The 26,044-nt window shown below is 71.8% G+C and carries 28 protein-coding genes and 1 pseudogene; 9 read left to right on the forward strand and 20 right to left on the reverse strand.

What is annotated here, in order from left to right:
* Positions 1–84: 84 nt before the first annotated feature.
* The 9 genes from ACSMTC_RS34710 to ACSMTC_RS34750 form a co-directional block, all read right to left on the reverse strand.
* Positions 85–846 (reverse strand): SDR family NAD(P)-dependent oxidoreductase, encoded by a 762-nt coding sequence (locus ACSMTC_RS34710; protein WP_436563707.1) that lies wholly within the window; start codon positions 844–846, stop codon positions 85–87.
* The gene (locus ACSMTC_RS34715) at positions 843–1,826 is read right to left on the reverse strand and encodes a beta-ketoacyl-ACP synthase III (protein WP_436563708.1); all 984 of its coding nucleotides are present in this window, start codon (positions 1,824–1,826) and stop codon (positions 843–845) included. Before ACSMTC_RS34715 ends, ACSMTC_RS34710 begins: the two co-directional genes overlap by 4 nt.
* Positions 1,827–1,838: 12 nt before the next feature.
* Positions 1,839–2,093, reverse strand: a complete 255-nt coding sequence (locus ACSMTC_RS34720) for an acyl carrier protein (protein ID WP_436563709.1) — start codon at positions 2,091–2,093, stop codon at positions 1,839–1,841.
* A 120-nt stretch (positions 2,094–2,213) separates the two neighbouring features.
* The gene (locus tag ACSMTC_RS34725) at positions 2,214–3,284 is read right to left on the reverse strand and encodes a 3-oxoacyl-ACP synthase III family protein (protein WP_436563710.1); all 1,071 of its coding nucleotides are present in this window, start codon (positions 3,282–3,284) and stop codon (positions 2,214–2,216) included.
* 59 nt (positions 3,285–3,343) lie between these two features.
* The gene (locus ACSMTC_RS34730) at positions 3,344–4,192 is read right to left on the reverse strand and encodes a hypothetical protein (RefSeq protein ID WP_436563711.1); all 849 of its coding nucleotides are present in this window, start codon (positions 4,190–4,192) and stop codon (positions 3,344–3,346) included.
* On the reverse strand, positions 4,189–4,809 hold the full coding sequence (locus tag ACSMTC_RS34735; RefSeq protein ID WP_436563712.1) for a hypothetical protein: 621 nt from the start codon (positions 4,807–4,809) through the stop codon (positions 4,189–4,191). The genes ACSMTC_RS34730 and ACSMTC_RS34735 overlap by 4 nt, the downstream gene beginning before the upstream one ends.
* 49 nt (positions 4,810–4,858) lie before the next feature.
* A complete protein-coding gene (locus ACSMTC_RS34740) occupies positions 4,859–5,647 on the reverse strand; it encodes an AfsA-related hotdog domain-containing protein (protein WP_436563713.1) in 789 nt (262 codons plus the stop codon).
* Between the two features lie 153 nt (positions 5,648–5,800).
* Positions 5,801–6,547, reverse strand: coding sequence for an HAD family hydrolase (locus ACSMTC_RS34745; protein ID WP_436563714.1), 747 nt, complete (start codon positions 6,545–6,547; stop codon positions 5,801–5,803).
* Between the two features lie 459 nt (positions 6,548–7,006).
* Positions 7,007–7,957: a deoxyribonuclease IV gene (locus tag ACSMTC_RS34750; RefSeq protein WP_436563715.1), complete on the reverse strand. Its 951-nt coding sequence runs from the start codon at positions 7,955–7,957 to the stop codon at positions 7,007–7,009.
* Positions 7,958–8,076: 119 nt separating this feature from the next.
* Here ACSMTC_RS34750 and ACSMTC_RS34755 point away from each other — a divergent pair, with 119 nt between their 5' ends.
* Entirely contained in the window at positions 8,077–8,751 is a 675-nt protein-coding gene (locus tag ACSMTC_RS34755; RefSeq protein ID WP_436563716.1) for a class I SAM-dependent methyltransferase, read from the forward strand.
* An 80-nt stretch (positions 8,752–8,831) separates the two neighbouring features.
* On the opposite strand, the pseudogene ACSMTC_RS34760 reads toward ACSMTC_RS34755, so the two are convergent.
* Positions 8,832–9,501, reverse strand: a pseudogene (locus ACSMTC_RS34760) (IS3 family transposase); the annotation flags it as partial.
* A gap of 487 nt (positions 9,502–9,988) precedes the next feature.
* On the opposite strand from ACSMTC_RS34760, the gene ACSMTC_RS34765 reads away from it, so the two are divergent.
* Positions 9,989–10,687, forward strand: a complete 699-nt coding sequence (locus ACSMTC_RS34765) for an SDR family oxidoreductase (RefSeq protein ID WP_375936056.1) — start codon at positions 9,989–9,991, stop codon at positions 10,685–10,687.
* A 100-nt stretch (positions 10,688–10,787) separates the two neighbouring features.
* Here the strand turns inward: ACSMTC_RS34765 and ACSMTC_RS34770 are convergent, their stop codons facing one another.
* The 8 genes from ACSMTC_RS34770 to ACSMTC_RS34805 all read right to left on the reverse strand — a co-directional run bounded on the left by ACSMTC_RS34770 (position 10,788) and on the right by ACSMTC_RS34805 (position 16,684).
* Entirely contained in the window at positions 10,788–11,447 is a 660-nt protein-coding gene (locus tag ACSMTC_RS34770; RefSeq protein ID WP_436563717.1) for a hypothetical protein, read from the reverse strand.
* A gap of 1,172 nt (positions 11,448–12,619) precedes the next feature.
* Entirely contained in the window at positions 12,620–13,132 is a 513-nt protein-coding gene (locus ACSMTC_RS34775) for a methylated-DNA--[protein]-cysteine S-methyltransferase (protein ID WP_436563718.1), read from the reverse strand.
* 72 nt (positions 13,133–13,204) lie between these two features.
* Positions 13,205–13,702 (reverse strand): alpha-ketoglutarate-dependent dioxygenase AlkB, encoded by a 498-nt coding sequence (locus ACSMTC_RS34780; protein WP_436563719.1) that lies wholly within the window; start codon positions 13,700–13,702, stop codon positions 13,205–13,207.
* The gene (locus ACSMTC_RS34785; protein WP_436563720.1) at positions 13,699–14,223 is read right to left on the reverse strand and encodes a hypothetical protein; all 525 of its coding nucleotides are present in this window, start codon (positions 14,221–14,223) and stop codon (positions 13,699–13,701) included. The genes ACSMTC_RS34780 and ACSMTC_RS34785 overlap by 4 nt, the downstream gene beginning before the upstream one ends.
* 174 nt (positions 14,224–14,397) lie before the next feature.
* Positions 14,398–15,180 (reverse strand): 2OG-Fe(II) oxygenase, encoded by a 783-nt coding sequence (locus tag ACSMTC_RS34790; protein WP_436563721.1) that lies wholly within the window; start codon positions 15,178–15,180, stop codon positions 14,398–14,400.
* Entirely contained in the window at positions 15,177–15,794 is a 618-nt protein-coding gene (locus ACSMTC_RS34795; protein ID WP_436563722.1) for a methylated-DNA--[protein]-cysteine S-methyltransferase, read from the reverse strand. The genes ACSMTC_RS34790 and ACSMTC_RS34795 overlap by 4 nt, the downstream gene beginning before the upstream one ends.
* A complete protein-coding gene (locus tag ACSMTC_RS34800; RefSeq protein ID WP_436563723.1) occupies positions 15,791–16,282 on the reverse strand; it encodes an RNA polymerase sigma factor in 492 nt (163 codons plus the stop codon). The genes ACSMTC_RS34795 and ACSMTC_RS34800 overlap by 4 nt, the downstream gene beginning before the upstream one ends.
* Positions 16,283–16,528: 246 nt before the next feature.
* Positions 16,529–16,684 (reverse strand): hypothetical protein, encoded by a 156-nt coding sequence (locus ACSMTC_RS34805; protein ID WP_436563724.1) that lies wholly within the window; start codon positions 16,682–16,684, stop codon positions 16,529–16,531.
* 468 nt (positions 16,685–17,152) lie between these two features.
* Between ACSMTC_RS34805 and ACSMTC_RS34810 the strand changes: the two genes are divergently transcribed.
* Positions 17,153–17,947, forward strand: coding sequence for a class I SAM-dependent methyltransferase (locus ACSMTC_RS34810; protein ID WP_436563725.1), 795 nt, complete (start codon positions 17,153–17,155; stop codon positions 17,945–17,947).
* A gap of 131 nt (positions 17,948–18,078) precedes the next feature.
* Here the strand turns inward: ACSMTC_RS34810 and ACSMTC_RS34815 are convergent, their stop codons facing one another.
* Complete coding sequence (locus tag ACSMTC_RS34815) at positions 18,079–19,311, reverse strand: MFS transporter (RefSeq protein WP_436563726.1); 1,233 nt, start codon at positions 19,309–19,311, stop codon at positions 18,079–18,081.
* Positions 19,312–19,445: 134 nt separating this feature from the next.
* Here ACSMTC_RS34815 and ACSMTC_RS34820 point away from each other — a divergent pair, with 134 nt between their 5' ends.
* The 3 genes from ACSMTC_RS34820 (at position 19,446) to ACSMTC_RS34830 (ending at position 22,054) form a co-directional block, all read left to right on the forward strand.
* Positions 19,446–20,699 (forward strand): ROK family transcriptional regulator, encoded by a 1,254-nt coding sequence (locus tag ACSMTC_RS34820; RefSeq protein WP_436563727.1) that lies wholly within the window; start codon positions 19,446–19,448, stop codon positions 20,697–20,699.
* A gap of 146 nt (positions 20,700–20,845) precedes the next feature.
* Positions 20,846–21,262 carry a TOBE domain-containing protein gene (locus ACSMTC_RS34825; RefSeq protein WP_436563728.1) on the forward strand — a complete coding sequence of 139 codons (417 nt, stop codon included), beginning with the start codon at positions 20,846–20,848 and terminating at the stop codon, positions 21,260–21,262.
* Between the two features lie 81 nt (positions 21,263–21,343).
* Positions 21,344–22,054: a glycerophosphodiester phosphodiesterase gene (locus tag ACSMTC_RS34830; RefSeq protein WP_436563729.1), complete on the forward strand. Its 711-nt coding sequence runs from the start codon at positions 21,344–21,346 to the stop codon at positions 22,052–22,054.
* A gap of 226 nt (positions 22,055–22,280) precedes the next feature.
* Here ACSMTC_RS34830 and ACSMTC_RS34835 read toward each other — a convergent pair whose 3' ends face one another.
* Positions 22,281–22,739: a nuclear transport factor 2 family protein gene (locus tag ACSMTC_RS34835; protein WP_436563730.1), complete on the reverse strand. Its 459-nt coding sequence runs from the start codon at positions 22,737–22,739 to the stop codon at positions 22,281–22,283.
* A 246-nt stretch (positions 22,740–22,985) separates the two neighbouring features.
* Between ACSMTC_RS34835 and ACSMTC_RS34840 the strand changes: the two genes are divergently transcribed.
* From ACSMTC_RS34840 to ACSMTC_RS34850, 3 genes are all read left to right on the forward strand, one after another.
* Positions 22,986–24,101, forward strand: coding sequence for an AI-2E family transporter (locus tag ACSMTC_RS34840; RefSeq protein ID WP_436563731.1), 1,116 nt, complete (start codon positions 22,986–22,988; stop codon positions 24,099–24,101).
* 89 nt (positions 24,102–24,190) lie between these two features.
* Positions 24,191–25,150: an alpha/beta hydrolase gene (locus ACSMTC_RS34845; RefSeq protein WP_436563732.1), complete on the forward strand. Its 960-nt coding sequence runs from the start codon at positions 24,191–24,193 to the stop codon at positions 25,148–25,150.
* Positions 25,147–25,998 (forward strand): spermidine synthase, encoded by an 852-nt coding sequence (locus tag ACSMTC_RS34850; RefSeq protein WP_436563733.1) that lies wholly within the window; start codon positions 25,147–25,149, stop codon positions 25,996–25,998. Before ACSMTC_RS34845 ends, ACSMTC_RS34850 begins: the two co-directional genes overlap by 4 nt.
* The last annotated feature ends 46 nt before the right edge of the window (positions 25,999–26,044 follow it).

Raw genomic sequence — 26,044 nt, forward strand, 5'->3', positions numbered from 1 at the left:
CTCTGGTTATCGCGGGGTGGTGTCAACACGGGACGCTTCAATGTGGATGGTTCTGACGCCGGGTGCTCCCGACGCGCGACGGTCTCAACGGGGGGCCATCCGGATGGCCCCGTCGAGGCGGATGGTCTCGCCGTTCAGCATGGGGTTCTGCACGATGTGCAGGGCCAGGTCGGCGAACTCGTCCGGTCTGCCGAGGCGGGTGGGGTGGGGGGTCTGGGCACCGAGCGCGGCCCTGGCCCTCTCGGGGACGCCGGCGAGCAGCGGGGTGTCGAAGAGGCCCGGGGCGATGGTGACCACGCGGATCTTCAGGGCGGCGAGGTCGCGGGCCACCGGCAGGGTCAGGCCGACGATGCCGCCCTTGGAGGCGGCGTAGGCGGCCTGACCCATCTGGCCGTCGAAGGCGGCGACGGAGGCGGTGTTGACCACGACGCCGCGCTCACCGTCCAACTCATCAGCCTCGCTGATGAGTTGGGCGCCGAGCCGGATGACGTTGAACGTACCGACCAGGTTGACCCGGATGACCTCGGCGAAGTCGGCCAGCGGGAAGGCCCCGCGCCTTCCCACGGTCTTGACGGCACTGCCGATTCCGGCGCAGTTCACCACGGTCCGCAGGGTGCCGAGTTCCCGGGCGACGTCCAACGCGGCGGTGACGTCCGCCTCGCTGGTGATGTCGGCGGCGGTGAAGACGGCTCCGCGGCCGAGCCGTTCGGCGGCCTCCCTGCCCTTCGCCCGCGACGGGCTGGCGATGACCACCCGGGCGCCCGCCTCCAGCAGCCGCTTCGCGGTGGCCAAACCGAGACCGGAGGTGCCGCCGGTGACCAGGGCGACGCTGCCCGGAACCTTCATCGCCCACCCCGGTCGGCGGCGGGCCCGGTCATGCCGCGCCCGGCCGCCGGAGCCCGCCAGGTGATGATGCCGGCGCCCCAGGAGAGTCCGGCGCCGAAGGCGGCCAACCCCAACACCGCTCCTGGGGACAGGAGTTGCTGCTCCCGGGCGTGTGCCAGAGCCAGCGGTATGGAGGCGGAGGAGGTGTTGGCGACCTTGTCGACGTTGAGGAAGACCCGGTCGCCCAAGACGCCGAGGCGACGGGCGACGGCCTGGACGATGCGGGCGTTGGCCTGGTGGGCGATGAAGAGGTCGAGATCGTCAGGACTCAGGCCGGACTGTTTGAGTACCAGCTCGGTGTGATCGGCCATCGCGTCCACGGCGCTCTCGAAGATCTCCCGTCCGCGCATCCGCATCAGCCGGTCCTGCCCGACGTAGAGGAGCTCGATGCGGGTGCCGTCGGAGCCGAGCGCGAAGGTCGGCCGCAGGCTCCCGGGTGCCTTCGACACCACGACCGCACCGGCGCCGTCGCCGAGCAGCACCGCGGTGTTCCGGTCCGTGTGGTCGGTGATGCGGGACAGTGCCTCGGCGCCGCAGACGAGGACGTGCTCGGCCCGTCCCGATTCGATGGTCGCGATCGCGTGGTCCAGCGCGTACACGAAACCGGAGCAGCCAGCGCTGAGGTCGAAGGCGGCCGGTCGGTCGATGCCGAGCAGGGTCGCGATCTCCACGGCCATACCGGGGCTGATCCGGTCCGCGGTGGAGGTGGCCACGACCACGTGCCCGATGTCCTGTGGGGTCACGCCCGCGTCCGACAGCGCCCGTTCGCAGGCGAGCGCGGCCAGTTCGGCGAGGCTCGCGTCCTCGGCCAGCCGGCGGCGCTCCCGGATGCCGGTGCGCTGGACGATCCACTCGTCCGAGGTGTCGAGATGGGCGAAGTCGTGGTTGCTCAGGATCCGTTCGGGTAGCGCGGCGCCGGCCCCGGTCAGGGTGACGGTCATGGGAGCCTCCCTCTAGAGCTCGGCTTTCGCGAAGATGACGGCCAGGGCCTCCCTCAGGCTCCTGGTCTCCTCCAGGTCCGCGGCGCGCACCCGGATGCCCAACTCGCGGTCGACGGCCTGGCCCAGCTCCGTCACATGGAGCGAGTCGACGCCCAGGTCGTCGAAGGACGCGTCGAGTGTCAGCTCCGCCCGGTCGAGGCCCAGCTTGACCAGGGTGCCGACGACGAACTCCTCGATCGTCTCCTTGCTGGGGGAGGGACTGGTCATGGTGGAATCACACTCCTTGGGTTGTCGGTTCGACCCGGGGCTCCTTGACCGACCCGGGTGCTTCGGTGCGGCGGCGCGGACCGTCCGGTTCGGGGCGCGCGGGAATCACGGCCGGCGCGGTCAGTACCGCCCGTCGTGCCGGAAGCAGGCCGAACCCCACAGGAAGCCCGCGCCGATCCCGGACATCATGAGGAGGTCGCCGTGCCGCAGCCCGTTCGCCATGGCCTCGTGCAGCACCGTGAACATGCTGGCCGCAGCGGTGTTGCCGAGCCGGCCGACGGTCGTGAGCGCGCGTTCGGCGGGCATGCCGAGGCTCTGCATCGCCTCCTTGATGATGTTGAGGTTCGCCTGGTGCAGCAGGAAGTACCTGATGTCGTCCAGTTCGACCTCGGCACGCAGCGCGGTCTTCCGGATGCTGTCCGGCAGACGGCTGGTGGCCATGTTCCACACGGCCTTGCCCTGCATCTTCAGGTACTGGCCGCGGTTTTCGGCGGTCAGCGGGCTGGTGGGCAGACGCGAGCCGCCGGCGGGGATCTCGACCTCGTAGGAGAGCTGGTCGCCGGTGTCCCAGGCCAGCAGCCCGAACCCGGCGGCCCCCGGGACGAGCAGCACGGCTCCGGCGGCGTCGCCGAGGAAGACCCGGGTGCCGCGGTCCAGAGGGTCGGTGGCGCGCGAACCGGCGTCGGCACCGATGACCAGGACGTTGGAGTAGGAGTCGTTCTGCAGGAGGTGCGCGGCCACCAGCAGGGCGTAGATCCCGCCGGCGCAGGCCGCCTGGGTGAGGTCGAGCGGAATGGCCCGGTGCGCACCCAGCGCCTGCTTGACCATCAGCGCGGTGGACGGCAGCGGCTGGTCGGGGGTGAAGGTGGTGAGGACGATGGCATCCAGCTCGGCCGGGTCGACGCCGCCGCGGGACAGTGCCTGCCGGGCGGCGTCGATGCACATGTCCGAGGTGGCCAGGTTGTCCGCCAGAAAGCGCCGCTCTCTGATGCCGGTCCGGGTGGTGATCCATTCGTCGGAGGTGTCGAGCGTGCGGGTCAGTTCCTCGTTGGTCACCACCCGGGGCGGTATGTGGAGGCCGGTCGAGCGGATCGCGACGGGGCGGGTGAGCCCGGCCGCGGCGTTGGACGGCCTGACCGCCAGGCCCCGGTCGGGGATGGTCGGTGTGGTCTGGAAGAGGCTGTGCGGCATGTCCGGAACTCCGATCTGCCGGCTGGGCGACCGGTGCGGGGCGGGCTGCGCCCCACCGGTCAGGCGTGGGTGGTGAACTCCTCGAACCCCGGCCCGGGCAGCCGGAGTTGGGCGTGGATGTCGGCCCCGAGCCCATGCCGTCCCACGGCACCGCCGTAGTTCAGCTGGTAGCTCATCCAGAGCACGACGAAGTTGACGATGCGGTTGTCCGCGTCCTTGGCGTCGGGTGCCGGGAAGGGGTTGGGCATCCTGGCGTAGTAGCTGCCGTTGCCCTCCTCGTCGGCGACGAAGACGTTCGGCACGCCGAACGGGCTGGGGTGGGAGGGGCCGTCCGGATCGAGATCACGGCGCCGGATGGCCATCACGGTGTAGAGGCTGTTCGGGATGAGCCCGTGGAACCTTCCGCGGAAGTCCGCCGCGGTGTCCTCCTCCGCCAGGGTCACGGTCAGGCTGCCGCGCGCCTTGATCCACTGGCCCAGTGTCACGGGCCGGGTCACCTTGGGCCCGTCCTCGGGCTGCAGGTCGGGGATGGGGACCTGGTGGAACGGATAGCTCGGGCGGACCACCGAGAACGGGTCCGGCTGCTGCTCCGGGGCCATGACGGCCGTGTAGTTGGAGCACGGCAGGGGCAGCGGCAGCGTACAGAGGACCATCTCCCGGTCCTCGTCGGAGAGTTCCGCCGGCAGCTCCCGGACGATCCGGTAGGGGGCGTTCCGCCCGAACGGCGGCAGTGTGCTGTCGGCGGCGACCAGGGCGCTGCCCCACTCCGCCGCCACTGTGCCGTCGGCGGCCGGCCGGTTGATCGCGCCGATCACCACGAAGTGTCCGTCGGCGTTCATGACTTCGCTCGGCGGGTAGAGCGGGCCCTGGGTGGTCATCCGCAGTTCATAGGAGCGTGAACGGGTCATCGCGCGCCCTCCCCGCCGGCCACCCGCCGGTAGATCCGGGTGTAGAGCCCGGCGTCGGTGACGAACCGGGGATGCGCCTGCCGTGCGATCTCCGCGTACCGCTCCGAGGCGAAGGTCGGCAGGTACTGCGCCGGTTCGCAGGAGAAACCGGAGACGAACATGACCCCCGGCTCGGTGCTCAGCAGGGAGTGGTAGGCGAGGAACGCCTCGATCCGCTCGGACTTGAGGACCTCGGCGAAGATGGTCCCCTCGCGCCAGGCGAGGTACTCCTCGTGCACCGGCGGCTTGACCTCGACATGGCGCAGCTGGATGTACGGGGTGTCCGGAAGCTCGTTCGCCACCGGCTTGGGTGCCGCCACGAACGCCAGCACCTGACGGCGGACGTCCCCGGTGGACAGCGGGGCCAGCGCCTGGCCGAGGTCGCGCCACCGGGCGGTCAGGACGGCGAGCTCGGCGAGCCCGGCCAGCGGGGTCAGCTCCAGGACGGCCGGAGACTCGGTGCTCTCATAGAGCACACTCCCGGGAGCGGCCGTCCGGCTTCGCCAGACGGTGAGCGCCTCCTGGACGGTCTCTCGCGCGACGGGTACTTCGGTCACCAGGAGCAGGGGGGAGGTCATCGCATGCGTTCCCTTCTACGGCGGCAAGTCGACTGCTGGGTGGGCCGGTTCACTCGACGGCGGCGAGCTCGGGCGGCGCGGCGATCCGTGTGGCCGCGTGCCGGACGGCCCGCTCGGCACCACGGCGCTCCTTGCGTTCCAGCAGCGGGGCGGGCAGTGCCGTGCCGACCATGCGCACGGTGGCGCAGCGCAGCCTGGCCTGGACGAGGGCGACCTCGAGGTCGAAGGCCAGCTGCTGTGGATCGCTCAGGTCCACCCGTAGGACCTCGCACTCGATCGAGGCCTCGACGGGGAACAGGAAGTTGCGGAAGCTGGTCTCCAGCCGGTCGAACACGTGGCCGTAGCGGTGCTCCGGCCATCGGTAGGTGTAGTACCGCTCGCACACCGCGACGTACATCTGGCGTGCGGCCTCCAGTACGACCATGCCCTGGACGTGGCTCGCCTGGTGGTCGAGCTGCAGCTCGTTGTCGTTGTGGAGCCGCAGCGCGGCATGGAAGGTCCGGTCGGAGCTCCGGGTCAGCCCCGCGAGGAGCACGTTGCTCTCGCGGTGCTTGTGCGTCTCGGTGTGGTCGCCGAGCCGCCCCCGGGAGCCGCGGTGGATCACGGTGTCTCCGTCCAGGCCACACCGCTTCAGTTCGTACCGGATTCGATCCCAGTCGTATGCGGTGACTCCCTGCCCTTCGAGCAGTGAAAGCGCGCCGGGGCCGGTCGTTTCCGAGTGTGCACCGGCGCGGAGCCGCTCGATGAGACCGGAGACGGTGACGGATGAGGTCTGGTCGGCGAACGCCCCGAATCTGTCGCCGACGACGATCAGTGTCGGGCTCGCGATTTCCGGCATGCGGGATTTCCCTTCTGCGCGTGGCGCGCCGGCTTCGGTCGGTGGTGCGGCGGTGCCGTGGTGATCCGCACGGCCTCCGGGGAGCGGCGAGGCGGAGCCTGAAATCCAGGTGTGTGCCGTTCTGCCACTATGTGGACGATCGGTGTGCGGCATTCACGGAATGCTCGTATTTTCCGCTTGAATGGAGGAGGGTTTTCCGAATTCCTGATCGTGAGTGTCGCCCCGCGGTCCGCCGGTCGCCGGCAGGACGAGTCCGCCGTGATCACGGACGTGTGCGCGCAGGACGGGGTCGTCTCCGACGGCCACCGGGTTCCCCACCGAGGCGAGCATGTCGAGGTCGCTGGAGTGGTCCCCGTAGGCCCAGCAGTCCGCCGCCGCGAGATCGAACGCGTCGATCGTCTCGGCCACCGCGGCGGCCTTGGCCCGGCCGATCATCGCCGTGCCGACCGCGCCGGTCAGGGTGCCGTCCTCGGCGGCCAGCGGGTCCGAGCACAGCAGCAGGTCCGCGGCGAGGTCGTCGGCGAGCGGTGCCAGGCAGGCCGCGAAGCCTCCGGACACCAGGACGACCAGGTCGCCGGCGGCCCGGTGGTGGGCGAGTGCGCCGAGCGCAGCCGTGACGAAGGCCTTCGGCCCGGTGCGGTAGGCGGCGTACCAGTCGCGGCCGGCGGCCGCGAGCCCGGCGGCGGGAGCGCCGGCGAAGTTCGTGTAGTAGGCCCGGTTGCCGGTTTCCCGGGGGCCGCTCCTGGCCATCTCCAGCAGCGCGTCGGCCCTTTTTTGGAACACTGTCCCGTCGTCCCCGTGTCGCGCCAGCCAGTAGCGCAGAAATTCGAACATACTTTTTGCCGTGATGAGTGTCTCGTCGACGTCGAAGAAAGCCGCGGTCCGTCGACCCGTACTCACCTGGCACCGTCCGTTGTGGTGGTGCCACGCGCCTGTTCAATGGAATGTAATAATCCGCCTCGGTCGCGCACGGAGCTCCCCTCCGTTGGCGGCAGTCGGTTCAGCTGAAATGAATCAACATTGTGAACGAACCGCCGAAGTTCAGATGGCTTCAGCCTGACTCATCGAAACGCACGGCGCAGCATACGTTTCGGTCAGCTTCAAAAGTCTGCGCCCAGCCGATTGCGTACGCCCTGAGCTGCGTGGTCCGGTGGCCGGGTGACGGGCGGGCGCACGGCACGGAATCCGGCCCGGTGCCCCGTTATCCCGTGGGACGTGGCGGGATCGCCGTCCCGCCCCGGGCCGGGATCGGCGATCTGTTCCGGCGGCGCCGAGGCCCGGGATGGCGTGAACTCGATGCCGCCGGCCCGCTCCCCGGAAGCCGGTCCGGGGCGAGCGGCGGCTGGTGCACGGTCGGCCTCACCGGCCCCGGTGGGCCTCGGCGCGCAGCTGCTTGAGCAGGTCGAGATCGGCGGTGTGGCGGGCGCCCTCGACGCGGTCGGGGTCGTGGCGGCCGTCCGGGGTCTCGATGATCAGCGGGACACCTTCGGTGGCGGGGTGGGCGAACAGCCGGCGGAAGGCGCTCGAACCGATGTGCCCGGCACCGATGTTGGCGTGCCGGTCCTTTCGGGCGCCGACCACGTCCATCGAGTCGTTGGCGTGGATCAGCCGCAGCCGCCCGGGGCCGACGGCGGCGACCAGGGCGTCCAGCGTCCGCGCCACGCCGTCCTCGGCCGAGAGATCGTGCCCGGCGGCGAAGGCGTGGCAGGTGTCCAGGCAGACGCCGACCTTCGGGTGGCGGTCCAGCGCGACCAGGTACTCGGCCAGGTCCTCCATCCGGGAGCAGAGTGAACTGCCCTGCCCGGCGGTCGGTTCGAGCAGCAACCACGGTGCGTCGTCGCCGAGCGCGTCCAGCTCGTCCAGCAACGGCCTCACGTCCTCGCGCACCTGGGCCATCGCCTCGGCGTACCGGGAACCGCCGTCCGCCGCCCGGCCGACCGCGGATCCGGTGTGCACCACCACCCCGAGCGCGCCGATCCGATGGGCGCGCAGCAGGGAGTGGCGCAGCGACTCGGTGGAACGGGCCCTGGTCGCGGTGGAGTCCGAGCCGAAGTTGATCAGGTACGGCGCATGCACATAGGCCGGGATGCCCGCAGCCGCGCAGGCCGCGCGGAACTCCTCGTCCTGCGCCGGGTTGCCCTCCGGAGTGGCCCAGCCGCGCGGATTGGCGACGAAGACCTGTACCGCCTCCGCGCCGACCTTGCGCGCGTACGCGAGTCCGGTACCCGCGAGCCCGCGCCCGGCGACCGGCACATGGGCCCCGACCGGGTTGCGGTGGGCGGGGGAGAGGGGCTGAGCTGCGGAATTCATGAGAGCGAGGATGCCATGCCCGCCGGGCGGCCCCGTGCGGGACCCTGGGCGCGGGGCGGGGCCCGGGGCCGGGGGACAGCGGGATGCGCCGGTCGGCCGGCGTTGGCATACGGTGAGGTGTGACACAGGACGAACGACCGGCGGGCGGCGCACTGGCGCGCGCCCAGCACGAGCACTGGCAGCACACCTACACCGAGCATCCCGGAATGTACGGAGGCCGACCCTCCGAGGCGGCGCGCTACGCCGCCGAGGTGTTCCGGGCGGCCGGGGCCCGGCGGGTGCTCGAGCTCGGAGCCGGGCACGGACGGGACGCGCTGCACTTCGCGGCGGGCGGCTTCACGGTCCACGCCACCGACTTCAGCCCGGTCGCGCTGGACCAGCTGGCCGAGCGGGCCGAGGCCGCCGGGGTGGCCGTGAGCCGTGCCGTCCAGGACGTCCGCCGACCGCTGGCCCTGCCGGACGCCTCCGTGGACGCGGTCTTCGCCCACATGCTGCTGTGCATGGCGCTCTCCACCGCGGAGATCGAGGCCCTGGTGGCCGAGGTACGGCGGGTGCTGAGGCCCGGCGGCACGTTCGTCTACACCGTCCGGCACACCGGCGACGCCCACTTCGGGACGGGCGTCGCCCACGGTGACGACATCTTCGAACACGGCGGATTCGCCGTGCACTTCTTCTCCCGCGCCCTCGTCGACACGCTCACCGAGGGCTGGGAGCCGGTCGAGGTACACGCCTTCGAGGAGGGCGAACTGCCGCGCCGCCTGTGGCGGGTGACCCAGCGGCGGCCGAGTCGGTAGCTGCCGGGGCGGTAGTGTGACCGTCACTTGGTCTGCTCGTCGCTGTGGGGGCTTCCCCCCGGGAACGTGGACACCGGGTGCTATGCGGCCGTGGCCGGCGTAAATGATCTCTGCTCGTAGGCGATCGGGGTCATGTGGTCGAGGGGGAATGCCTCCTCCAGGTGTTGTAGCGGTTGATCCATCGGAACACGGCGAGCCGGGCGGGGCGGGCTCCGGGCCATCGCTTGCTGCCTTGCAGGGTCTCGCGTTTCAGCGTCGCGTTGGACGACTCCGCGGTAGCGTTGTCCGCCGAAGTTCCCATGGCCCCACGGCCCCACGGCTTCTGGCGATGCCGGGCGCGCGGCAGACCTTCGCGAACTCCTTCGAGCAGTATTGGGCGCCGTTGTCGCTGTGGAAGACCGCGCCGCGCAGGTCACCGCCCCTGGTCGCGGCGGCCGCCCTCAGGGCATCGGTGACCGGTTTTGTGCGCATGTGGTCGGCGATTGACCAGCGCGCCTGCCGTTTCGAATGCGAATCCAAGACTGTTGCCAGATAGAGGAATTGGCCGTCGCCTGTCGGGAGACAGGTGATGTCGCCGACGTACTTGGTGTTCGGCGCCCGGGCGGTGAAGTCCCGTTGGAGCAGGTCGGGCACCGGGGTGGCCTCGGGTTCGGGGACGGTGGTGCGGACCTTCCTGCGCAAGTGGACGCCCACGATGCCGTGCTCGCGCATCAGGCGCTCGACGCGCTTGTGGTTGACCCTCCGGCCGGCACCTCATCCTCGTAATCGGTTCTGATGATCAGAGCAGCGAACTCATCGCGTCCAACGATCTCGGGCAACCCGTTCATGTGTATCGCTCCTCTCCTCCGTCTTCGGCCAGCAGCAGTCATAGCGGTGGGTCGTGGGCCAGTTGGGGCAGGAACGGCACACGAAGACGTAGATGCCACCGGCGTCACCCATGACCATCCCATGACTGTTGTCCTGCCGGGCGTCAGGCACCTCCCAGGCGCGAGATGGCAGAGCGGACGCCGGGTAGGGATCGGTTCGCGCCGAGCTGGCCTCGAGGATGGCTCTCGGGACCAGGTCGTGGCCGGTCAGCGATGGTGGACCGGCTCGACGGGAAGATCGCTGGGTATAGTGCAGGCGTTTCGGGGGGCCGACGGCGGGGAGTTCGTCGACTTGACGCGCCGCCTCGCGTTCGCGGACATCCAGGACGCTGCGGGAGCCCCGATGACCACATCGCTTAGGAGGCCGTCCCATGGAATCCGTCACGCTGATCACCGGTGGCTCGACCGGAATCGGCGCCGCCACCGCCCGCGCCCTGCTCAAGCAGGGCCACCATGTGGCCGTCACCGGACGTGACGCGGACAAGCTGGCCGCCTTCGCCGCTTCGGCCGGAGCGGGCGAGCGGCTGCTGACGATCACCGGCGACACCAGCGACGAGCACGACGTCGCCTCCGCCGTGCGCCGCGTGGTGGACGTGTGGGGCCGACTGGACAACGTCATCGCCAACGCCGGCTTCTCACTGCCCGGCAACCTGGAGAGCCACGCCCCCGAGGACATGCGCGCCATGGTCCTCACCAACGTCCTGGGCCCGGCCCTGCTGGTGCGGGAGACCCTGCCGCACCTCAGGGAGTCCAAGGGCCGGATCGTGATCATCGGTTCGGTCGCCGGGGTGCGCAACACGCCTGGCAACCTGTACTCGGTCACCAAGTGGGCCGCGCACGCGCTGGCCGAGAACACCCGGCTGCTGGTCGGCAAGGACGGAGTCGGCGTGACCGTCGTCGCCCCCGGGGTGGTGGACACCCCGTTCTGGAACGAGCGCGGCGGCACCCCCGACGCCTCGCCGACGATGACCCCCGAGCAGATCGCGAACACGATCGCCTTCGCCATCAACCAGCCCGTGGGCGTGGACATCAACCACATCACCGTGCGCCCGACCGGCCAGCTCGGCTGACGCAGCGCTCCCAACGACCCTACGACAAAGGCGCCTTCGGCCCCCGCCGCGTACCACGCGGCGCAGGCCGAAGGCGTGCCGGGAGCGAGCGTCCGCCGGCCTAGATCTCCATCACGTACCACTGTCTGCGCGTCTTGCCGTACAGGTACAGGTGCCGTCCTCGTCCGACGGGGCGCGCGTACTGCTTGAGGGGTGTGCCGTTGGGGAAGGTGAGGCACGCTTCTTCGATCAGCAGGACCTCGCTCTCCGTCATGTGGCAGCGGTGGAGCCGGTCTTGCTGTCGGTTGCCGCCGAGCATGACGATCTCATCCCCGTGCACGGCCATGCCCCGGGGGGCGACCACGGGCGTTTTCCGCAGCCGGATGCGCCCGTCGGTCCGGGCCTCGAGCAGCGGGAAGGTCGGGTAGTTGTAGTAGCTGGCCCAGGCGACGCCGTCGTCGACGTTGAAGGCGTAGACGTCGTCGATGGGGCGGACGCCCTTGGGAGGTGAGTAGCCCCACTGCTGGTTTCCGCCGCTGTCCCAGCGCACCACGCCGTTGGCGCTGATCGGGTCGCCGCTGAAGACGCCTTCGTCGAAGTAGGCGCTCCATACGTGGTGCCGACGGTCCGCCATCATGAACTCGATGCCGCGCCCCATCTCGAAGCTGCTGCGGCGGCGTCCGTCCCGGCCGTAGATCTGGGCGTTCTTCTCGTCCTCAGCGCCATAGCCTTTGAGGAGGAACCGACCGTTGGGCAGCGCATCCAGCCCGGTGACCCTCACGGTGACATCGTGCAAGGTCTGTTTCCGAACCGTGCCGCCGTCACTGATGACGAGAAGCGCCTCGTAAGGGTATTTGCGGGGCCTCAGGTAGGGCCTTCCGCCCGGATAGTCGGGACTGAGTTCCGCGTTGGGGCAGATCAGCCACAGGGCTCTCCCCCAGGCATCCACGGTGGTTCTCAGGATCTTCTGGTCGTCGTACTGCCGAGGCAACAGCGCGTGGGGACGCAGTGCTACCTTCCTCAAAAAATCACCTCACGGGCGAACGAACAGAGCTCACGCATGATCGCAGAGCCGTGAGTCCCGTGTCGACCCACCGTCACCGCGTTCGACCGGAAGGAACCGTGTTCCCTGCCAAGCTGGGGACATGACCTCAGCCGGCCACAGCAGTGGTCCACCGAGCGAGCTCTCCCACCGGCCGGGGCACCTACACGCGGGTACAGCAGAGTGGTGGATCGAGCATGCGGAACCAGGTCCGGGAAGTGGTCCGCCATATCGAGGGGCGGCGGCGGAACGGTGAAACTCATGAGGCCTTCAAATCGCCGCATGGTAGCGCGGGCCACAGACATCACCTGGCGGGGGATCAGCCCGGGGCAACTCGTGCGCAAGACGGCCAACGCTCACCCTCCCGGGCGATGGCGGTGTGCACGCCGGTGTCACTGGCGGCTGATCTCGGCGGCGTAGCCGGCGCCGAAGCCCTGCCGTTCGCGAGTCAGTTGTCCCCGGTGTCCTGGTGGAAGCCGAGCAGGCGGCTGAAGACCAAGGCGGGCAGCTCGGAGGCGATGTCCATCAGCGATGCCCGGCGTGCCACGCTCGGCGAGCTTCGGGGCGTCCGGGGGCAGCACGGTGACGCCCGTAGGCGGGGCGCCAGCCCGAGTCAACCGTCGGCTCGGGTCAGCTGATCCCCAGCACCCCACAAACCGGCCGACGGGAGACCGGACCAGGCAGCGCGAGGGGTGACCCGCGACCGTTCTATGAGCAGGCCCACCAGCGGCCCACGCTCGGTCGCTAGACCAGCGGCCCACCCCCGACGAAAACCCGGTCATGCGGTAACCAACCCGCGCATATCAGGCTGACCGCGTGTCGAGAACGACGCCCAGCCCGGCCTCCCGCCAGCCCACACTACGTCGCGAACGGGGACATCCCCCATGTCCCTTGACAAAAAGCTCTCCATATCAGAACAGCCGCCCGGCCCGGGCCTCGGCTGGCTCCTCCAGGTCCAGCAGGAGCTGCTTGCGCTCAAGCCCGCCGCCGAACCCGGTGAGCTTGCCGCCCGCGCCCACCACCCGGTGACAGGGGATGACGATGCTCACCGGGTTGCGCCCCACGGCCTGGCCGACCGACTGCGCGAACCCCCTGCTGCCCAGCTCGACCGCGATGTCGCCATAGGTGATCCGCACGCCGTACGGGATCGTGCGCAGCTGCGCCCAGACCTGTTCCTGGAACTCGTCGCCGTTGGTCACCGCCGCGACGTCGAAGACCTGCCGCTGTCCGGCGAAGTACTCGTCGAGTTCTTCCCGGGCCTGGGCGAGGACCGGGTCGGCCGGGATGTGGGCGCGCCGGCCCCAGGCCGAGGGCCGGGGCGTGTACCGGTAGCCCGGGAAGTACAGCCCGGTCAGGGCGTCGTCACCGGCGACGACCAGGAGCGGTCCCACCGGGCTGTCCACGTGGGCGTGTCGGACGTCCATGTCGATCTCCTGTCTGCGCGTGCTGCCTGTCTGTGGTGCAGACGCGCGGGCGCCCTTGAATGTGAGATGCGATCACGAAACGGGCGAAGGGCTCCGGCCCGGAGGGGTGTGGCGCCCGGTGCGGTTGTTGCTCCCCGGCGCCCGGCTGGCCTCGTCGTGGTCCTGGTGCATGCCCAGGCGGGTGCCGGTGTCGTAGAAGTTCACCAGCGCCGCGTCGGGGGTGTACCGGGCGACGTGGTCCGCCGGGTGGCCGGTGTCGTGCAGGGCCCGGCGGCCCAGGCGGACCAGCCAGTCGGGCAGGGGCAGGACGGCGGCTCCGTTGACGTCGTCGGCGTGCCGGCTGTACCGGTAGGGCTGCCAGTGCCAGCCCAGGCACACGCTCTGCACGCTCATCCGGTGCCCGCGCACGCTGGGGGCGCGGATCGGGACCGGCCCGGCGGCCCAGGTGCGGAACTGGCCGACGAGCCATGCCTGCTGGGCCGGGGTGAGCCAGCCGGGCAGCAGGTGCGCCCCGGGGGCGGGGCTGACCGGATCGCGCGGCGCCTTCGGCAGGTCGAACAGCGCCGTCATCGTGATGCCCCGGGGCCGGTGACGGTGAGGTCGCCGTCGTCGGTGACGGTCCAGGTCTCTCCGTTCGCGTCGGTCCCGGTAAGGCCGGACAGCTTGCGGGCGCCGACCAGGGCCAGCGTGGCCCGGCAGCCGATGGCGGCGGTGGCCAGGGTGCGGTCGGGCCGCCAGGATGTGGACCACAGAAGCCGCCGGGCCACCTGGGCCCAGCCGGTCTCCGGGCCGGTCATGACCCAGATGTCGGCCGGCGCGTCGGCGAACTGGCGAGCCTGGCACAGCCAGGAGGCCGCGGTCTCCGGCCAGGTGGTCGTGACGGCCACGACGCCGCCGGTGTCCTGCCAGGCCCGGGTGATCGCGTCGGCGGCGGCCAGTGCGGCCGGGGTCCGGCCGGAGCCGATGGCGATGCTGCGGGCGCCGCGCGCCCGGGCCAGCCCGACCAGCGCGGCGACTTCGGTATCGGTGACCGCCAGGTCGGGGCCCGGCGGTGGGGGATCGGCCAGCAGGGGGCTGGTCAGGGGGTCCATGGAATTGCCTTCCTCGTCAACGTTCTTCCACGGCCGGCAGGGGTCCGGGCGGCACACCTTGTCCGGTCGGCATCCGGCCGCCGCCACCCCCGCCGGATACCGGCCTGCCGTTACGGCAGGGGCGGCCGTGTGGGCCGGTGACCACGGACAGGCCGGCGGTGGCCGCCGGGGACGCTAGGCGGCGTCGTGGAAGACCAGGGCAAGGGTGTGCCGGTGCCCGGAGCGGATGGCCGAGACGCCGTGCCGGACCGGGGCGGCGGACCAGCCGCGCGCGGAGCGCACGGGCCGGTCGCGGGTGGTGAACACGTAGCCGCCACCCTGCGGGAGCAGGGTGGCGGTGCCGCGGGACTGGGCGCGGGGGCGCTGCTCGACCAGCAGGAACTCCCCGCCGGTGTGGTCGGTGCCGGGCCGGTCCAGGTTGATCACGACCTGGAGTGGGAACACCAGGTCGCCGTACAGGTCGCGGTGCAGCGCGTTCCAGTCCCCGGTGCCGTAGCGCAGCAGGATCGCGGTGGACTTGGACTGCCCGGCCGCGTGGCACATGTCCAGCCACTCGTCCAGGGTGTCCGGCCACGGCGCGGTGCGCCCGAGCCGCTGCCACCAGGTGCGGGCGATGGGCAGCAGCCGCGGGTACAGGGCCTGCTTGAGCTGTTCGACCGGCTCGGGGTAGGGGACGTGGAAGTACTTGTACTCGCCGGACCCGAACCGGTGGCGGGCCATGTCGACGGTGGAGCGGAACAGCTCGGGCCGCTCGTACAGGTCCCGGATGCGGGCGGCCTCGTCCGGGGTGAGCAGCTGGGGCAGCAGTGCGCCTCCGAACGCGTCGAGTTCGGCGGCCGCCGCCTCCCAGTCGGCGGATTCGGCCCGGCCGGCCCACGGCCCGGCCCCGGTGTCCGTGCCGGGAGCCGTTTTCCTCTTCGCTGTCGGCCCGGTCTTGGTGGCGGTGGTGGCGGTCATGCGGCGGCCTCCAGTTCCAGCAGGGCGGTCTTGGCCTCCAGGCCGCCGATGTAGCCGCCGAGGGTGCCGTCGGTGCGCAGCACCCGGTGGCAGGGGACGACCACCGGCAGCGGGTTGGTCGCGCACGCGGTGCCGACCGCCCGCACGGCCTTGGGGTTGCCGACGAGTTCGGCGACCTGGCGGTAGCTGCGGGTCTGGCCGTAGCCGATCTCGGGGAGGTGCTGCTGGACCAGCTGCCGGAAGCCCTTGGACAGGGATAGGTCCAGCGGCAGGTCGAACGTGCGGCGGCGGCGGTCGAAGTACTCGTCGATCTCGCGAGCGGCGGTGTCCAGCCGGCCGGGGGCGTGCAGGATGCGCGGGCTGACCTTGTCGGCCAGGGTCTGCAGGACCTGGTCGTGGTCCTCAACCGCGTAGGCGACGCGGATCAGGCCCCGGTCGGTGGCGGCCAGCAGCAGAGGGCCGACCGGGGAGTCGACGACGGTGTAGGCGATGTCGACCAGGGCGGCGGCCTGGGCCTTAGCCTCCAGGCGGCGGTGCAGCCGGGCCAGGGTTCCGGCGTCGACGGGAGCCGACAGCATGCTCAGGACGTCATCGTGGGATCGGGTGCCGTTCATGTAGATGCTCCTCTCGAGGTCGCGCCCGGATAGTGTTTTCGTAGATTCTTCAGGCCGTCCGCCGCCGCCCGGCGGGCCGCCGCGGTGTTGCTGCCCAGGACCGCCGCGATCTCCTCGTACGACATCCCGGCCAGGTAGCGGAAGGTGACCGCCTGCCGCTGCTTGGCCGGAAGGCGCCCCACCGCCTCCCACAGCTCCCCGTCGCCGGCGCCCGGCACACCCAGCGAGCTGGGCGCCTCCGGCAGTTCCTCGGCCGGCAACGGCAGGCGGCCGGCGGCACGCAGCACGTCGATCGCCTTGCGCCGGGCGATCGTCACCAGCCACGCCTCCACGTTCGCCGTCTCCGGCAGCCCCGGCCAGGCCCGCATCGCCGCCAGGAACGTCTCCGACCAGGCGTCGTCGGCGTCGTGTGTCCCCAGCAGCGCCCGGCACACCCGCAGCACGGTCGCGCCGTGCTGCTCGACCGCCTTCTCGAATGGTTCCTTCATCCTCGCCCTGCCGTAGACCTTGAATCCGAACCGATGTGTCCGAATTCCCGGGACAGCCGGCCTGCGCCGGTCCCCTCCGGGCCCGGCGGCCTCCGCTCGGCCTTCGGGCCTTCGCCGTGTCCGGCCGTCTTCTCCACCGGCTGTCTCACCTGGAAGACGGTGCGGCTGCCGCGAATGTGAGATCCGAATTTCACCCGCTGCGGCACAGGCTCCGGCCTGCCCGGCGCAGGCCGCAGCCGCTCCCGCTCATCCGGCGGACGGGTGCAGGACGGGTGCGTACCCGGCGGCCAGCACCTGCACCGTCACCGCGGGGGTGAGCACCTCCACTCGAAGGTCCGGGGCGACCGCCCGCGCCGCGCCGTACCCGGCCATCGACCAGGGCCGCCAACGGCCCTGCCGCACCAGTCCGATCTCGCCGTCCAGGCGGATGAACGCGCCGTCCGGCAGGTCACCGGCCGCCGCCCTAAAGGTGCGCTGGCGTCCCTCGGGCGTTCGCCGGTCCGTCTGCAGCCTGCGATCCATCTCCAGTGCGCCGGGAAGGCAAACCCCCAGGGCGTCGCCCCAGCTGTGCTGGAACCGCCGGTAGTCCGGGGCGCGGCACAGCCCGCACGGCCGCCCGACCCGTGACGCGTTCGGCAGCGCTCACGTCACGACCGGATCCCGGAGCAGGCGGGCGCCCACGCCGCGTGGCGCCCGCGAGTGGGGCCATGCACATCCGCGACCCGGGCGTGGAGCAGTCGCATACCCGAACCGGAGAAGCCCAGGCCCGCCCGGTGCGTCCGGACCGGCAGGGCGATGCCCGACTGCCTACGCTGGGTGTCGGTAGCGCGGTACGAGGGCCCGACTCTGGTGCAGTAAGTGGAGAACCGCATGACGGAAACGCCCGGCAGGGGCTCAGCGGCCCCGTACATCTCCGCCCGGACGGGCCAGTTCCGGTACTTCGACCGGCAGTTGGGCCGACCCGGCTGGCCGGCCAAGCGGGTGCTTGATTTCGGTGGAAACGTGGGCAATCTGCTGCTCGATCCGGAGTGCACGATCCGGCACGGCCACTACTGGTGCCTGGATGTCATCCCGGAGGCCGTGGAGGAGGGCCGCCGCCGGTACCCGGACGCCACCTTCCTGCACTACGACCGCTACAACTTCGAGTACAACCCGGGCGGCACCAGGCGTCTGCCGGTTCCCGATCTCGGGCGGTTCGACGTCATCCTGGCCCAGTCCGTCTTCAGTCACACCAGCAAGGCCGAGATGCGCGAACTGGTCGCCCAGCTGAGGACCTTCCTCACGGACGACGGAGTCCTCGCCTTCACCTTCATCGACCCCTACTTCAAGCCTCCGCCGGGCTGGGCACGTGCGGAGGAGTGGCCGGACCTCGACAACCTCCGGTGGCGGCTGGCCTCCGCCCGCAGGTGGCAGGAGCCCGGCATGGACGTGGAAGCCCTCGAGGCCGAGGCCACCAGCGCCCGGATCACCTGGGCGACCCTCGTCAACAACGAGGACTTCGTGCTCGACTCCGGCGGCGACTGGTGCCGTGAGGGCGAGGAGCGCACGCACTACATGGTCTTCTGCACCGAGGAGCACATGCGCTCGGTCTATCCGGATGCGGACGTCCTCCCGCCCGTTCAGCCGGAGCGTTTCAGTTGCGCCGTCCTCCGGCGGCAGCCATGAGTGGCAGCCATGAGCGGCAACCCTGAGCGGTAGCCGGTGAGCGGCAGCCATGAGCGGCACCCCCGACAGCCAGGACGGCCCCGCCGTGCCGAACCGGCCCGGCCCGTCCGCTCGTTGGGCCCCGACGCCGGCTAGTCGGGGCAGCGGTCGAGCTCTCCGCCCGTCACCGCCACCGGATGCGCGCCGCCTGCCACGCCGTCCGCCGGCCGCTGCCGCAGGGCGCCCGCGCCGGCCACCAGGGCGGCCGCCAGCAGCGTCACCACCGTGAAGGAGACGGTCAGCGAACTGGCCTGGGCGATGCCGCCGACGATCGCGGGGGCGACCAGGCCGGAGGTGTAGGTGACGGTGGCGACGCCGGCGATGGCCTGGCTCGGGTTGGGGCCGCTGCGCCCGGCGGCGGCGAAGGCCAGCGGGACCACGACGGCGATGCCGATGCCGATCAGCGCGAAGCCGGGAATGGCCAGGTAGGGGGTGTGCGCCGCGACCACCAGGACGCCGCCCAGGGTGGCGACCGCGCCGCCCAGGCGAACCGCGCCGACCGGTCCGAGGCGCCGGATCACCAGGTCTCCGGACAGCCGGGCGATGGTCATGGTGGCGGCGAAGGCGGTGTAGCAGGCGGCGGCGGTGCCGGCCGAGGAGCCGGTGACGGTGCGCAGATAGACGCCGCTCCAGTCCATGCTGGCGCCCTCGGCGAAGACGGCGCAGAAGCCGACCAGGCCGATCACCAGGGCCGAACGGGGCGGCAGGGCGAAGCGCGGCGGCGCCTCGGCGTCCGGCTCGGGGCGGACGTCCAGCAGGCCGACGCAGACCAGCTGGGCCAGCAGCACCAGAACCACGGCGGTGACGGCGAGTTGGAGCCGGGCGTCCAGACGCTGGTGGGCGGCCAGGACACCGAAGCCGGAGGCCACCAGGCCGCCGGCGCTCCACATCCCGTGCAGCCCGGACATGATCGAGCGGCCGAGGCGCTCCTCCACCTCGACACCCTGGGCGTTCATCGCGACATCGGCCATCCCCGCTGTGCCGCCGTAGAGCAGCAGGGCGAGACAGAGCGTCGCCAGGTCGAGCGAGAGCGCCGGCAGGGCCAGTGACAGGCACCAGAGCGTCAGCAGACCCTGGACGGCGGCGCGGGCGCCGAAGCGGTGCACGATCCGCCCGGCGAGCGGCATCGCGAAGGAGGCGCCGAGGGCGGGGGAGACCAGTGCCAGGCCCAGTTGACCGGGGCTCAGGTGGAGATGGTCCTGGATCCACGGGATGCGGGTGACGAAACTGCCGGTCACCGCGCCGTGCACGGCGAAGACCAGGGCGACGCTCACCCTGGCGCGTGCGGCGTTCCCACCGGTCCGTGCTGCCTGCTGGTGCGGCATGGCCTCGTTCCCTCCCGACGGTACGGCGTGGCCCGGTCCGCGCGGGTGCGGCCCCGGCTGCGTGCGCGCCGACCGGTGGTCGATAAATTATCAGGTAGGAATCCTGATAGAAACCTCTGGAAGGATGCGTTCCCATGACCATCGCGCGCACGGCCACCCCGAGCACCGCCCGCGCCATCAACGACCGGCTGGCGCTGGACCTGTTGCTCAACCGGGGCCCCCTGACCGCCCCCGAACTGCGGGAGCTCACCGGACTCTCCCGTCCGACCGTGGCCGACCTGCTGGAGCGCCTCCAGCGCAGCGGCCTGGTCGAACCGGCCGGTGAGCGCGAGGAGGTGCGGCGCGGCCCCAACGCCAGGCTGTACGCCCTGGTCGCGGACCGGGCCCATCTCGGTGGCCTCGACGTACGCTCCACCGGCGTCAGCCTGGTGATCGCCGACCTCACCGGCCGCACGCTCGCCACCGCCGAGCTGTCGGCCGGGGACGGTGCGGACACCGCCGACCTCGCCGCCCGTACGGTGCGCACCCTGCACGAGCGCGCCCGGGAGGTCGGCGCCGGGGACCTGCACGCCGTGGCGGTCGGAGCGCCCGGCCTGGTGGACCCGGCCACCGGCGGGCTGAGCGCTTCGGGCAAGCTGCCCCGCTGGCACGTGGAGCTGCTGGACGCGCTGCGCGCCGAACCGGGTACCGAGCTGATCCTGGAGAACGAGGTCAACCTGGCCGGGATCGCCGAACACCGGATCGGCGCCGCCCGGGACCGGGACACCTTCGTACTGCTCTGGCTCGGCCACGGCGTGGGCGCCTCGGTGGTGCTGGACGGACGGCTGCGCCGGGGCGCCTCCGGCGGCACCGGCGAGATCGGCTTCCTGCCGGTCCCCGGCACCGGGTCGCTGCCGAGCGCGGACGGCTGCGAGGGCGGGTTCCACTCGCTGGCGAGCAGCGCCGCGATCCGCGCCCTGGCCGACGCCCACGGACTGCCGGTGCCCGAGGCGGCGACGGGGGTGGTCGCACAGGCCGAGGCGGTGGTCCGCGCCGCGCTCACCGGTGGTCCGGCGGCCGCGGACTTCCTGAACGCCCTCGCCGAACGGATCGCGATCGGCGCGGCGGCCGTCTGCGCGGTGCTGGACCCCGGCTGCGTGGTGCTCGGCGGCGAGATCGGCCGGGCGGGCGGCGAAGTGCTGGCCGAACTGGTGGAGCGACGGCTGGCCGGGCTGCTGCCGCTGCGCACCGAGGTGCGGGCCGGGACGGCGGGCGGGGGAGCGGTGCTGGCCGGGGCGGTGCTCACGGCGGGGGACGCGGTGCGGCGGGAGCTCTTCGGAGGGACCGATCGGCCAACTCCCGTAGCGGTGAGCGGATATGTGACGGAGCGTCCGGGAATCCCGCGCTGACCCTCTCGGACGTGCGGCACATGCCGACCCCAGCCGGGTCGGAGCGGCAGCGGCGCCGGTCGACCCTTGGTCGAATCCGGGCCCCCGGGTACGGCAGGATGGCCCGGACGAGACCAGCAGTCACCGGAACACCGCCAGGAGCGCTCATGGCCCAGCCCGACCGGCCGATCAACCCGTACCGCATCGGCGAGGCCGCGGCCATGCTCGGCGTCAGCGCCGACACCATGCGGCGCTGGGTCGACGCGGGCCGACTCGCCGCCGAGCGGGACGAGCACGGGCACCGGATCATCGCCGGGGCCGAACTGGCGGCCTTCGCCCGTGAGCTGGCCAGACCGGAGAACGCCGAGGCGGAGGGCCGTCCCTCGTCCGCCCGCAACCGCTTCCCCGGGATCGTCACCAATGTGGTGCTCGGCGACGTGGCCGCACAGGTGGAGATCCAGGCCGGGCCGTTCCGGGTGGTCTCGCTGATCAGCCGGGAGTCGGCGGAGGAGCTCAACCTGGTCCCCGGTGCTCCCGCCACCGCCGTGGTCAAGTCGACCAACGTGGTCGTGGAACGCTGCTGACGGCCCACCGGCTACGCCGAGTTCCGCCCCTCAAAGAACCTTTCCGCCATGTTCCGCCACATATCGCCGAGTGAGATAACCGTGCCCGCTCCGTCTTCCCGTCCGGTGCTCGCCGTCGCCCACCGGGGCGACCCGTACCGCCACCGCGAGAACACCCTCGCCTCGGTCGAGTCCGCGCTCGCCGCCGGGGCTGACGCCGTCGAGGTGGACGTCCAGCTCACCCGTGACGGCGTCCCCGTCCTGCTGCACGACCGCACCCTCGACCGCCTCTGGGGCGACCCGCGCCGGATCGGTTCGGTCACCCTGGAGCAGCTCGGCGGGCTCGGCAGCGGCGAACTGCGGGTGCCGACCCTCGCCGAGACGCTCAAGGCGGTCGCCGCCGCCCCGGACGCCAAGCTGCTCATCGACCTGGACGACGCCGCCCCGGTGGCCGCCACCTGGGCCGCCGTCACCGGCCTCGGCGTCGAGGACCGGGTCGGCTTCTGCGGCCCGGTCGCCGCGATGCTCTCGGTCAGGGAGCACGCGCCGGACGCCGACATCGCGCTCACCTGGAAGCACCCCAGGCTCCCGAGCCGCCCCCTGCTGGACGACCTCCGCCCGCGCTACGTCAACCCGCCCTTCGGCCTGGTGGACGCGGACTACGTGGCAGCCGCACGCGATCTCGGACTGGCCGTCAGCGCCTGGACGGTGGACACCCGCCGCACCATGCTCCGGCTGGCCGCCGCGGGCGTGGACTCGCTGACCAGTAACCGGATCGCGGTGCTGCGCCGGGTCCTGGACCACAGGCGGTGAGCGGACGCGGCCGGCGCTGAGCGCCCGTGCACTCCGCCGGGCCCTGCCGGCCCGCCGGCACCCGCCCGGTGGCCGGGAGTCGTGACGGCCGGGCGGTCACCGGAGCGCACGTGACGACCGGCTCCGGGCGCGCCGGCCGCCCGGTGCGGCGGTTCCGGAGCCGTCGGGGCAGGTGTCGGCCGGGGCCGCCCGGGTGCGGTGGAGCCGCCCCCGGGCAGGTACGCCGTCACCGCAGCGGGAACGGCACCCCGTGCTCGCTCTCCGGCCGCGGGCCGAGGATCCGCCGGTCCGCCTCGTCGATGCGGACGTCGTTGATTCCGGCCTCCCGGCGGCTCATCAGCCCGTCCTCGGTGAACTCCCACAGCTCGTTGCCGTAACTGCGCCACCACTGGCCCGAATCGTCGCGGTGCTCGTACTGGAACCGCACCGCGATCCGGTTGCCCCCGAAGCTCCACAGCTCCTTGCGGAGGGCGTAGTCGAGTTCCCTGGACCACTTCTCGCGCAGGAAGGCCGTGATCTCAGCCCGGCCGGTGAGGAACCGGTCACGGTTCCGCCAGACGGAGTCCTCGGTGTAGGCGAGCGCGACTCGTTCGGGGTCGCGGGTGTTCCAGGCGTCCTCGGCGGCCTGGACCTTCTGGCGGGCCGTCTCCTCGTCGAAGGGAGGGAAGGGAGGACGTGGTGCCATGGGTGGCTCCTCTCGCTGGAGTGGCTAATGCGTATAGAAGATTCCTACCATTAGCTTGTGGATTGGGGGGATCCATCCTGCCTTTGCGGCAAAAAGTGCCGCGGATCGGAACGGAGCGCGCGTGAACGCCGAGGGCGGAGCGGCCCGGGGTAGGAGACGCGCCGCGAGGCCGAACACCGGACATTCCGCTGGATCACGTGCTGAGATGGTCCGAATCGGGACCGGTCGGGCGGAGCTGGAGTCGGGATGTCGGCGGAGACCACACCCCCAGGGGCGGCGGGCGAGGGATCGGGGAACGGCCAGAGGCCGGATCAGACACTGCCGCCCGCGGTGCGCCGGGCGGCGGCGTGGTCGGCCGCGGTGATCCTGTTCCTCGCGGTGGCCGGGTTCCTGGTCTTCGCCTTCGTCCAGCTGCGGGCGGCGACGATTCCCCTGGTCCTGGCGCTGCTGGCGACCGCGCTGCTCCAGCCGGTGATGCCCTGGCTGGTGGGCCGCGGGCTCGGGCGCGGCGCGGCGGCCGGACTGACCTGCGCGGTACTGGTGGTCGCGGTGTTCGCGGTGCTGGCCGTGCTCACCAACTCGCTGGTGCACAGCGCCCCACAGATCGCCGACTCGCTGCGGCACGCCGGTGAGAAGGTGGCCTCCTGGCTCGGACCGCTCGGCGAGAAGATCCGGCACGGGCTGTCGGAGTCGGCCGGATCGGGCAGTTCACTGGTCTCCTCGCTGGCCAACGGGGTCATCTCCGGTCTCGGCTTCGCCACCCAGGTGATCACCGGCAGTGTGCTGGCACTGGCACTGGTCTTCTTCTTCCTGCGGGACGGGCACCGCAGCGGAGAGCTGGTCCACTCGGTGCTGCCGGCCGCCCGGGCCGAGACGGTGATCGCCTGCGGGGAGAAGGCGTTCGCCGCGATGGCCGGGTTCATGCGCGGCACCACCCTGATCGCGCTGATCGACGCCACCTTCATCACCATCGGCCTGCTGCTCCTCGGCGTGCCGGGCGCACCGGGGCTGGGCGCGCTGGTGTTCATGGGCGCGTTCATCCCGTTCATCGGCGCCTTCCTCTCCGGCACGGTGGCCGTGCTGGTGGCGCTGGCGGACCGCGGCCTCGGCACCGCCCTCTGGACGCTCGGGGTGGTGCTCACCGTCCAGATGATCGAAGGGAACGTCCTGCAGCCGGTGATCCAGAGCCGGACCGTCGAGCTGCACCCCGCCACCATCATGATCGCCGTGGTGGCGGGCTCCGGTGTGGCCGGGATCATCGGGGCGCTGCTCGCCGTTCCGGTCAGTGCCGCGGGCCTCGGAGTGGTCTCGGTACTGCGCGGCAGGGCCACGGCCGCGGCCGCGGAGGGCTCCGGCGGCTGACCTCGGCCGGGTGGGCGGTATCGTCGGTGGTCCTGGAACGGTGGCCCTGTAACGGCAGGTCAGAGCAGAGAATGGGTGCGGCAGCAGACGTGGAGTTCCGAGAAGACATCCTGGGTGCCCCGTACGAGGCGGTCGAGCTTCCGCTGGCCCCCGACGATGAGGGCGCGGTCAGTGCGACCCTGGTGAGGCGACTGGTCCCCGGCTCCCAGCGGGCCGTGCTCTACCTCCACGGCTACACCGACTACTTCTTCCAGACCAACCTCGCGGAACACTTCGTCGCGGCCGGGTTCTCCTTCTACGCCCTGGACCTGCGCAAGTACGGCCGCTCGCTGAGGCCCCATCAGTCGCCCAACTTCGTCCGCGACCTGAGGGCCTACGACGAGGAACTGGACGAGGCGGTCCGGATCATCCGGGAGGTCGACGGGCACACCCGGCTGCTGGTCAACGGCCACTCCACCGGCGGACTGATCGCCGCGCTGTGGGCCGCCCGCCGGACCGGTCGCGGACTGGTCGACGGGCTCTTCCTGAACAGCCCCTTCCTGTCGATGCCCGCCGCCCCGGCCGTCCGCACCCTCGGGGCGCCCGCCGTCGAGGCGATCGGGCGGATCGCCCCCACCCGCGCCCTGCCCACCGCCCTCAACCCGCACTACGTGCACAGCCTGCACCGCGACCACAAGGGCAGCTGGGACTTCGACCTCACCCTCAAGCCGGCCGAGGGCTTCCCGCTCTACGCCGGCTGGCTCGCCGCCATCCAGCGCGGCCACCGCCGGATCCGCCAGGGCCTGGCCATCGACTGCCCGGTCCTGGTGATGGCCTCCACCGCCTCCATCACCACCACCAAGTGGGACCCGGCGATGTTCCAGCGGGACGCCGTACTGCGGGCCGACGACATCGCCGCGCTCGCGCCGCGCCTGGGAGGCCACGTCACCACCGTCCGGATCGAGGGCGGCATGCACGACCTGGTGCTCTCCGGCGAGCAGGCCCGCGCCCAGGTCTTCGCCGAGCTGGACCGCTGGATCGACACCTACTTCCCCGCGCTGCCCGCATGAGCGGTCAGGAGCGGGAGCGCCGACCGGTCGAGCGGGAGGTCGCGCTCGGTACGGCCAAGCTGATGCCCGACCTCGACCGCGAACACGGCTGGCTGCTGACCCTGGACGGCACCACCCAGTCGTACGTGGACCTCGCCGACCCCACGTACCTGGAGTTCGAGTACATCCAGCGGATCGCCCATCTGGCCGACACCGTCGCGCCCGCCGGGGAGCCGCTGGACGCGCTGCACCTGGGCGGCGGCGCCCTCACCATCCCGCGCTACCTGGCCGCCACCCGGCCGGGGTCGCGCCAGCGGGTGGTGGAGGTGGACGGTCCGCTGATGCGGCTGATCGCCGAACTGCTGCCCTGGCCGGAGGGGATCGAGATCGCCGTCGGCGACGCCCGCGAGCGGTTGGGGGAGGCGCCGCCGGACAGCGCCGACCTGGTGATCGCGGACGTCTTCCGCGGCTCGCGCACCCCGGCGCACCTCACCTCGGTCGAGTTCCTCCGGCAGGTGCGGGCCGCGCTGCGCCCCGGCGGCTGCTACGCCGCCAACCTCGCCGACGGTCCGCCGCTCGCCTTCGCCAGGGCACAGGCGGCCACCGTGCGCGAGGTCTTCCCGTACGCCTGCCTGGCCGCCGAGCCGTCGGTGCTGCGCGGCCGGCGGTACGGGAACATCCTGCTGATCGGCTCCGACCGTCCGCTGCCCGTCGAGGAGCTCGGCCGCCGCCTCGCCGGCGACCCGTTCCCGGCCCGGCTCTGCGAGGGCGCCGACCTGACCCGTCTGGTCGGCCGCACCCCGCCGGTACGGGACGCGGACGCCCAGGACTCGCCACCGCCCCCCGAAGGCGCGTTCGGCGTCGGCTGACCGGCGGCGCCGCGGTGCCGGAGTGCCGACGATATGGGACGGTCGT

Source organism: Kitasatospora sp. HPM-01-4 (genome assembly GCF_051374625.1).
Classification (GTDB): Bacteria; Actinomycetota; Actinomycetes; order Streptomycetales; family Streptomycetaceae; genus Kitasatospora.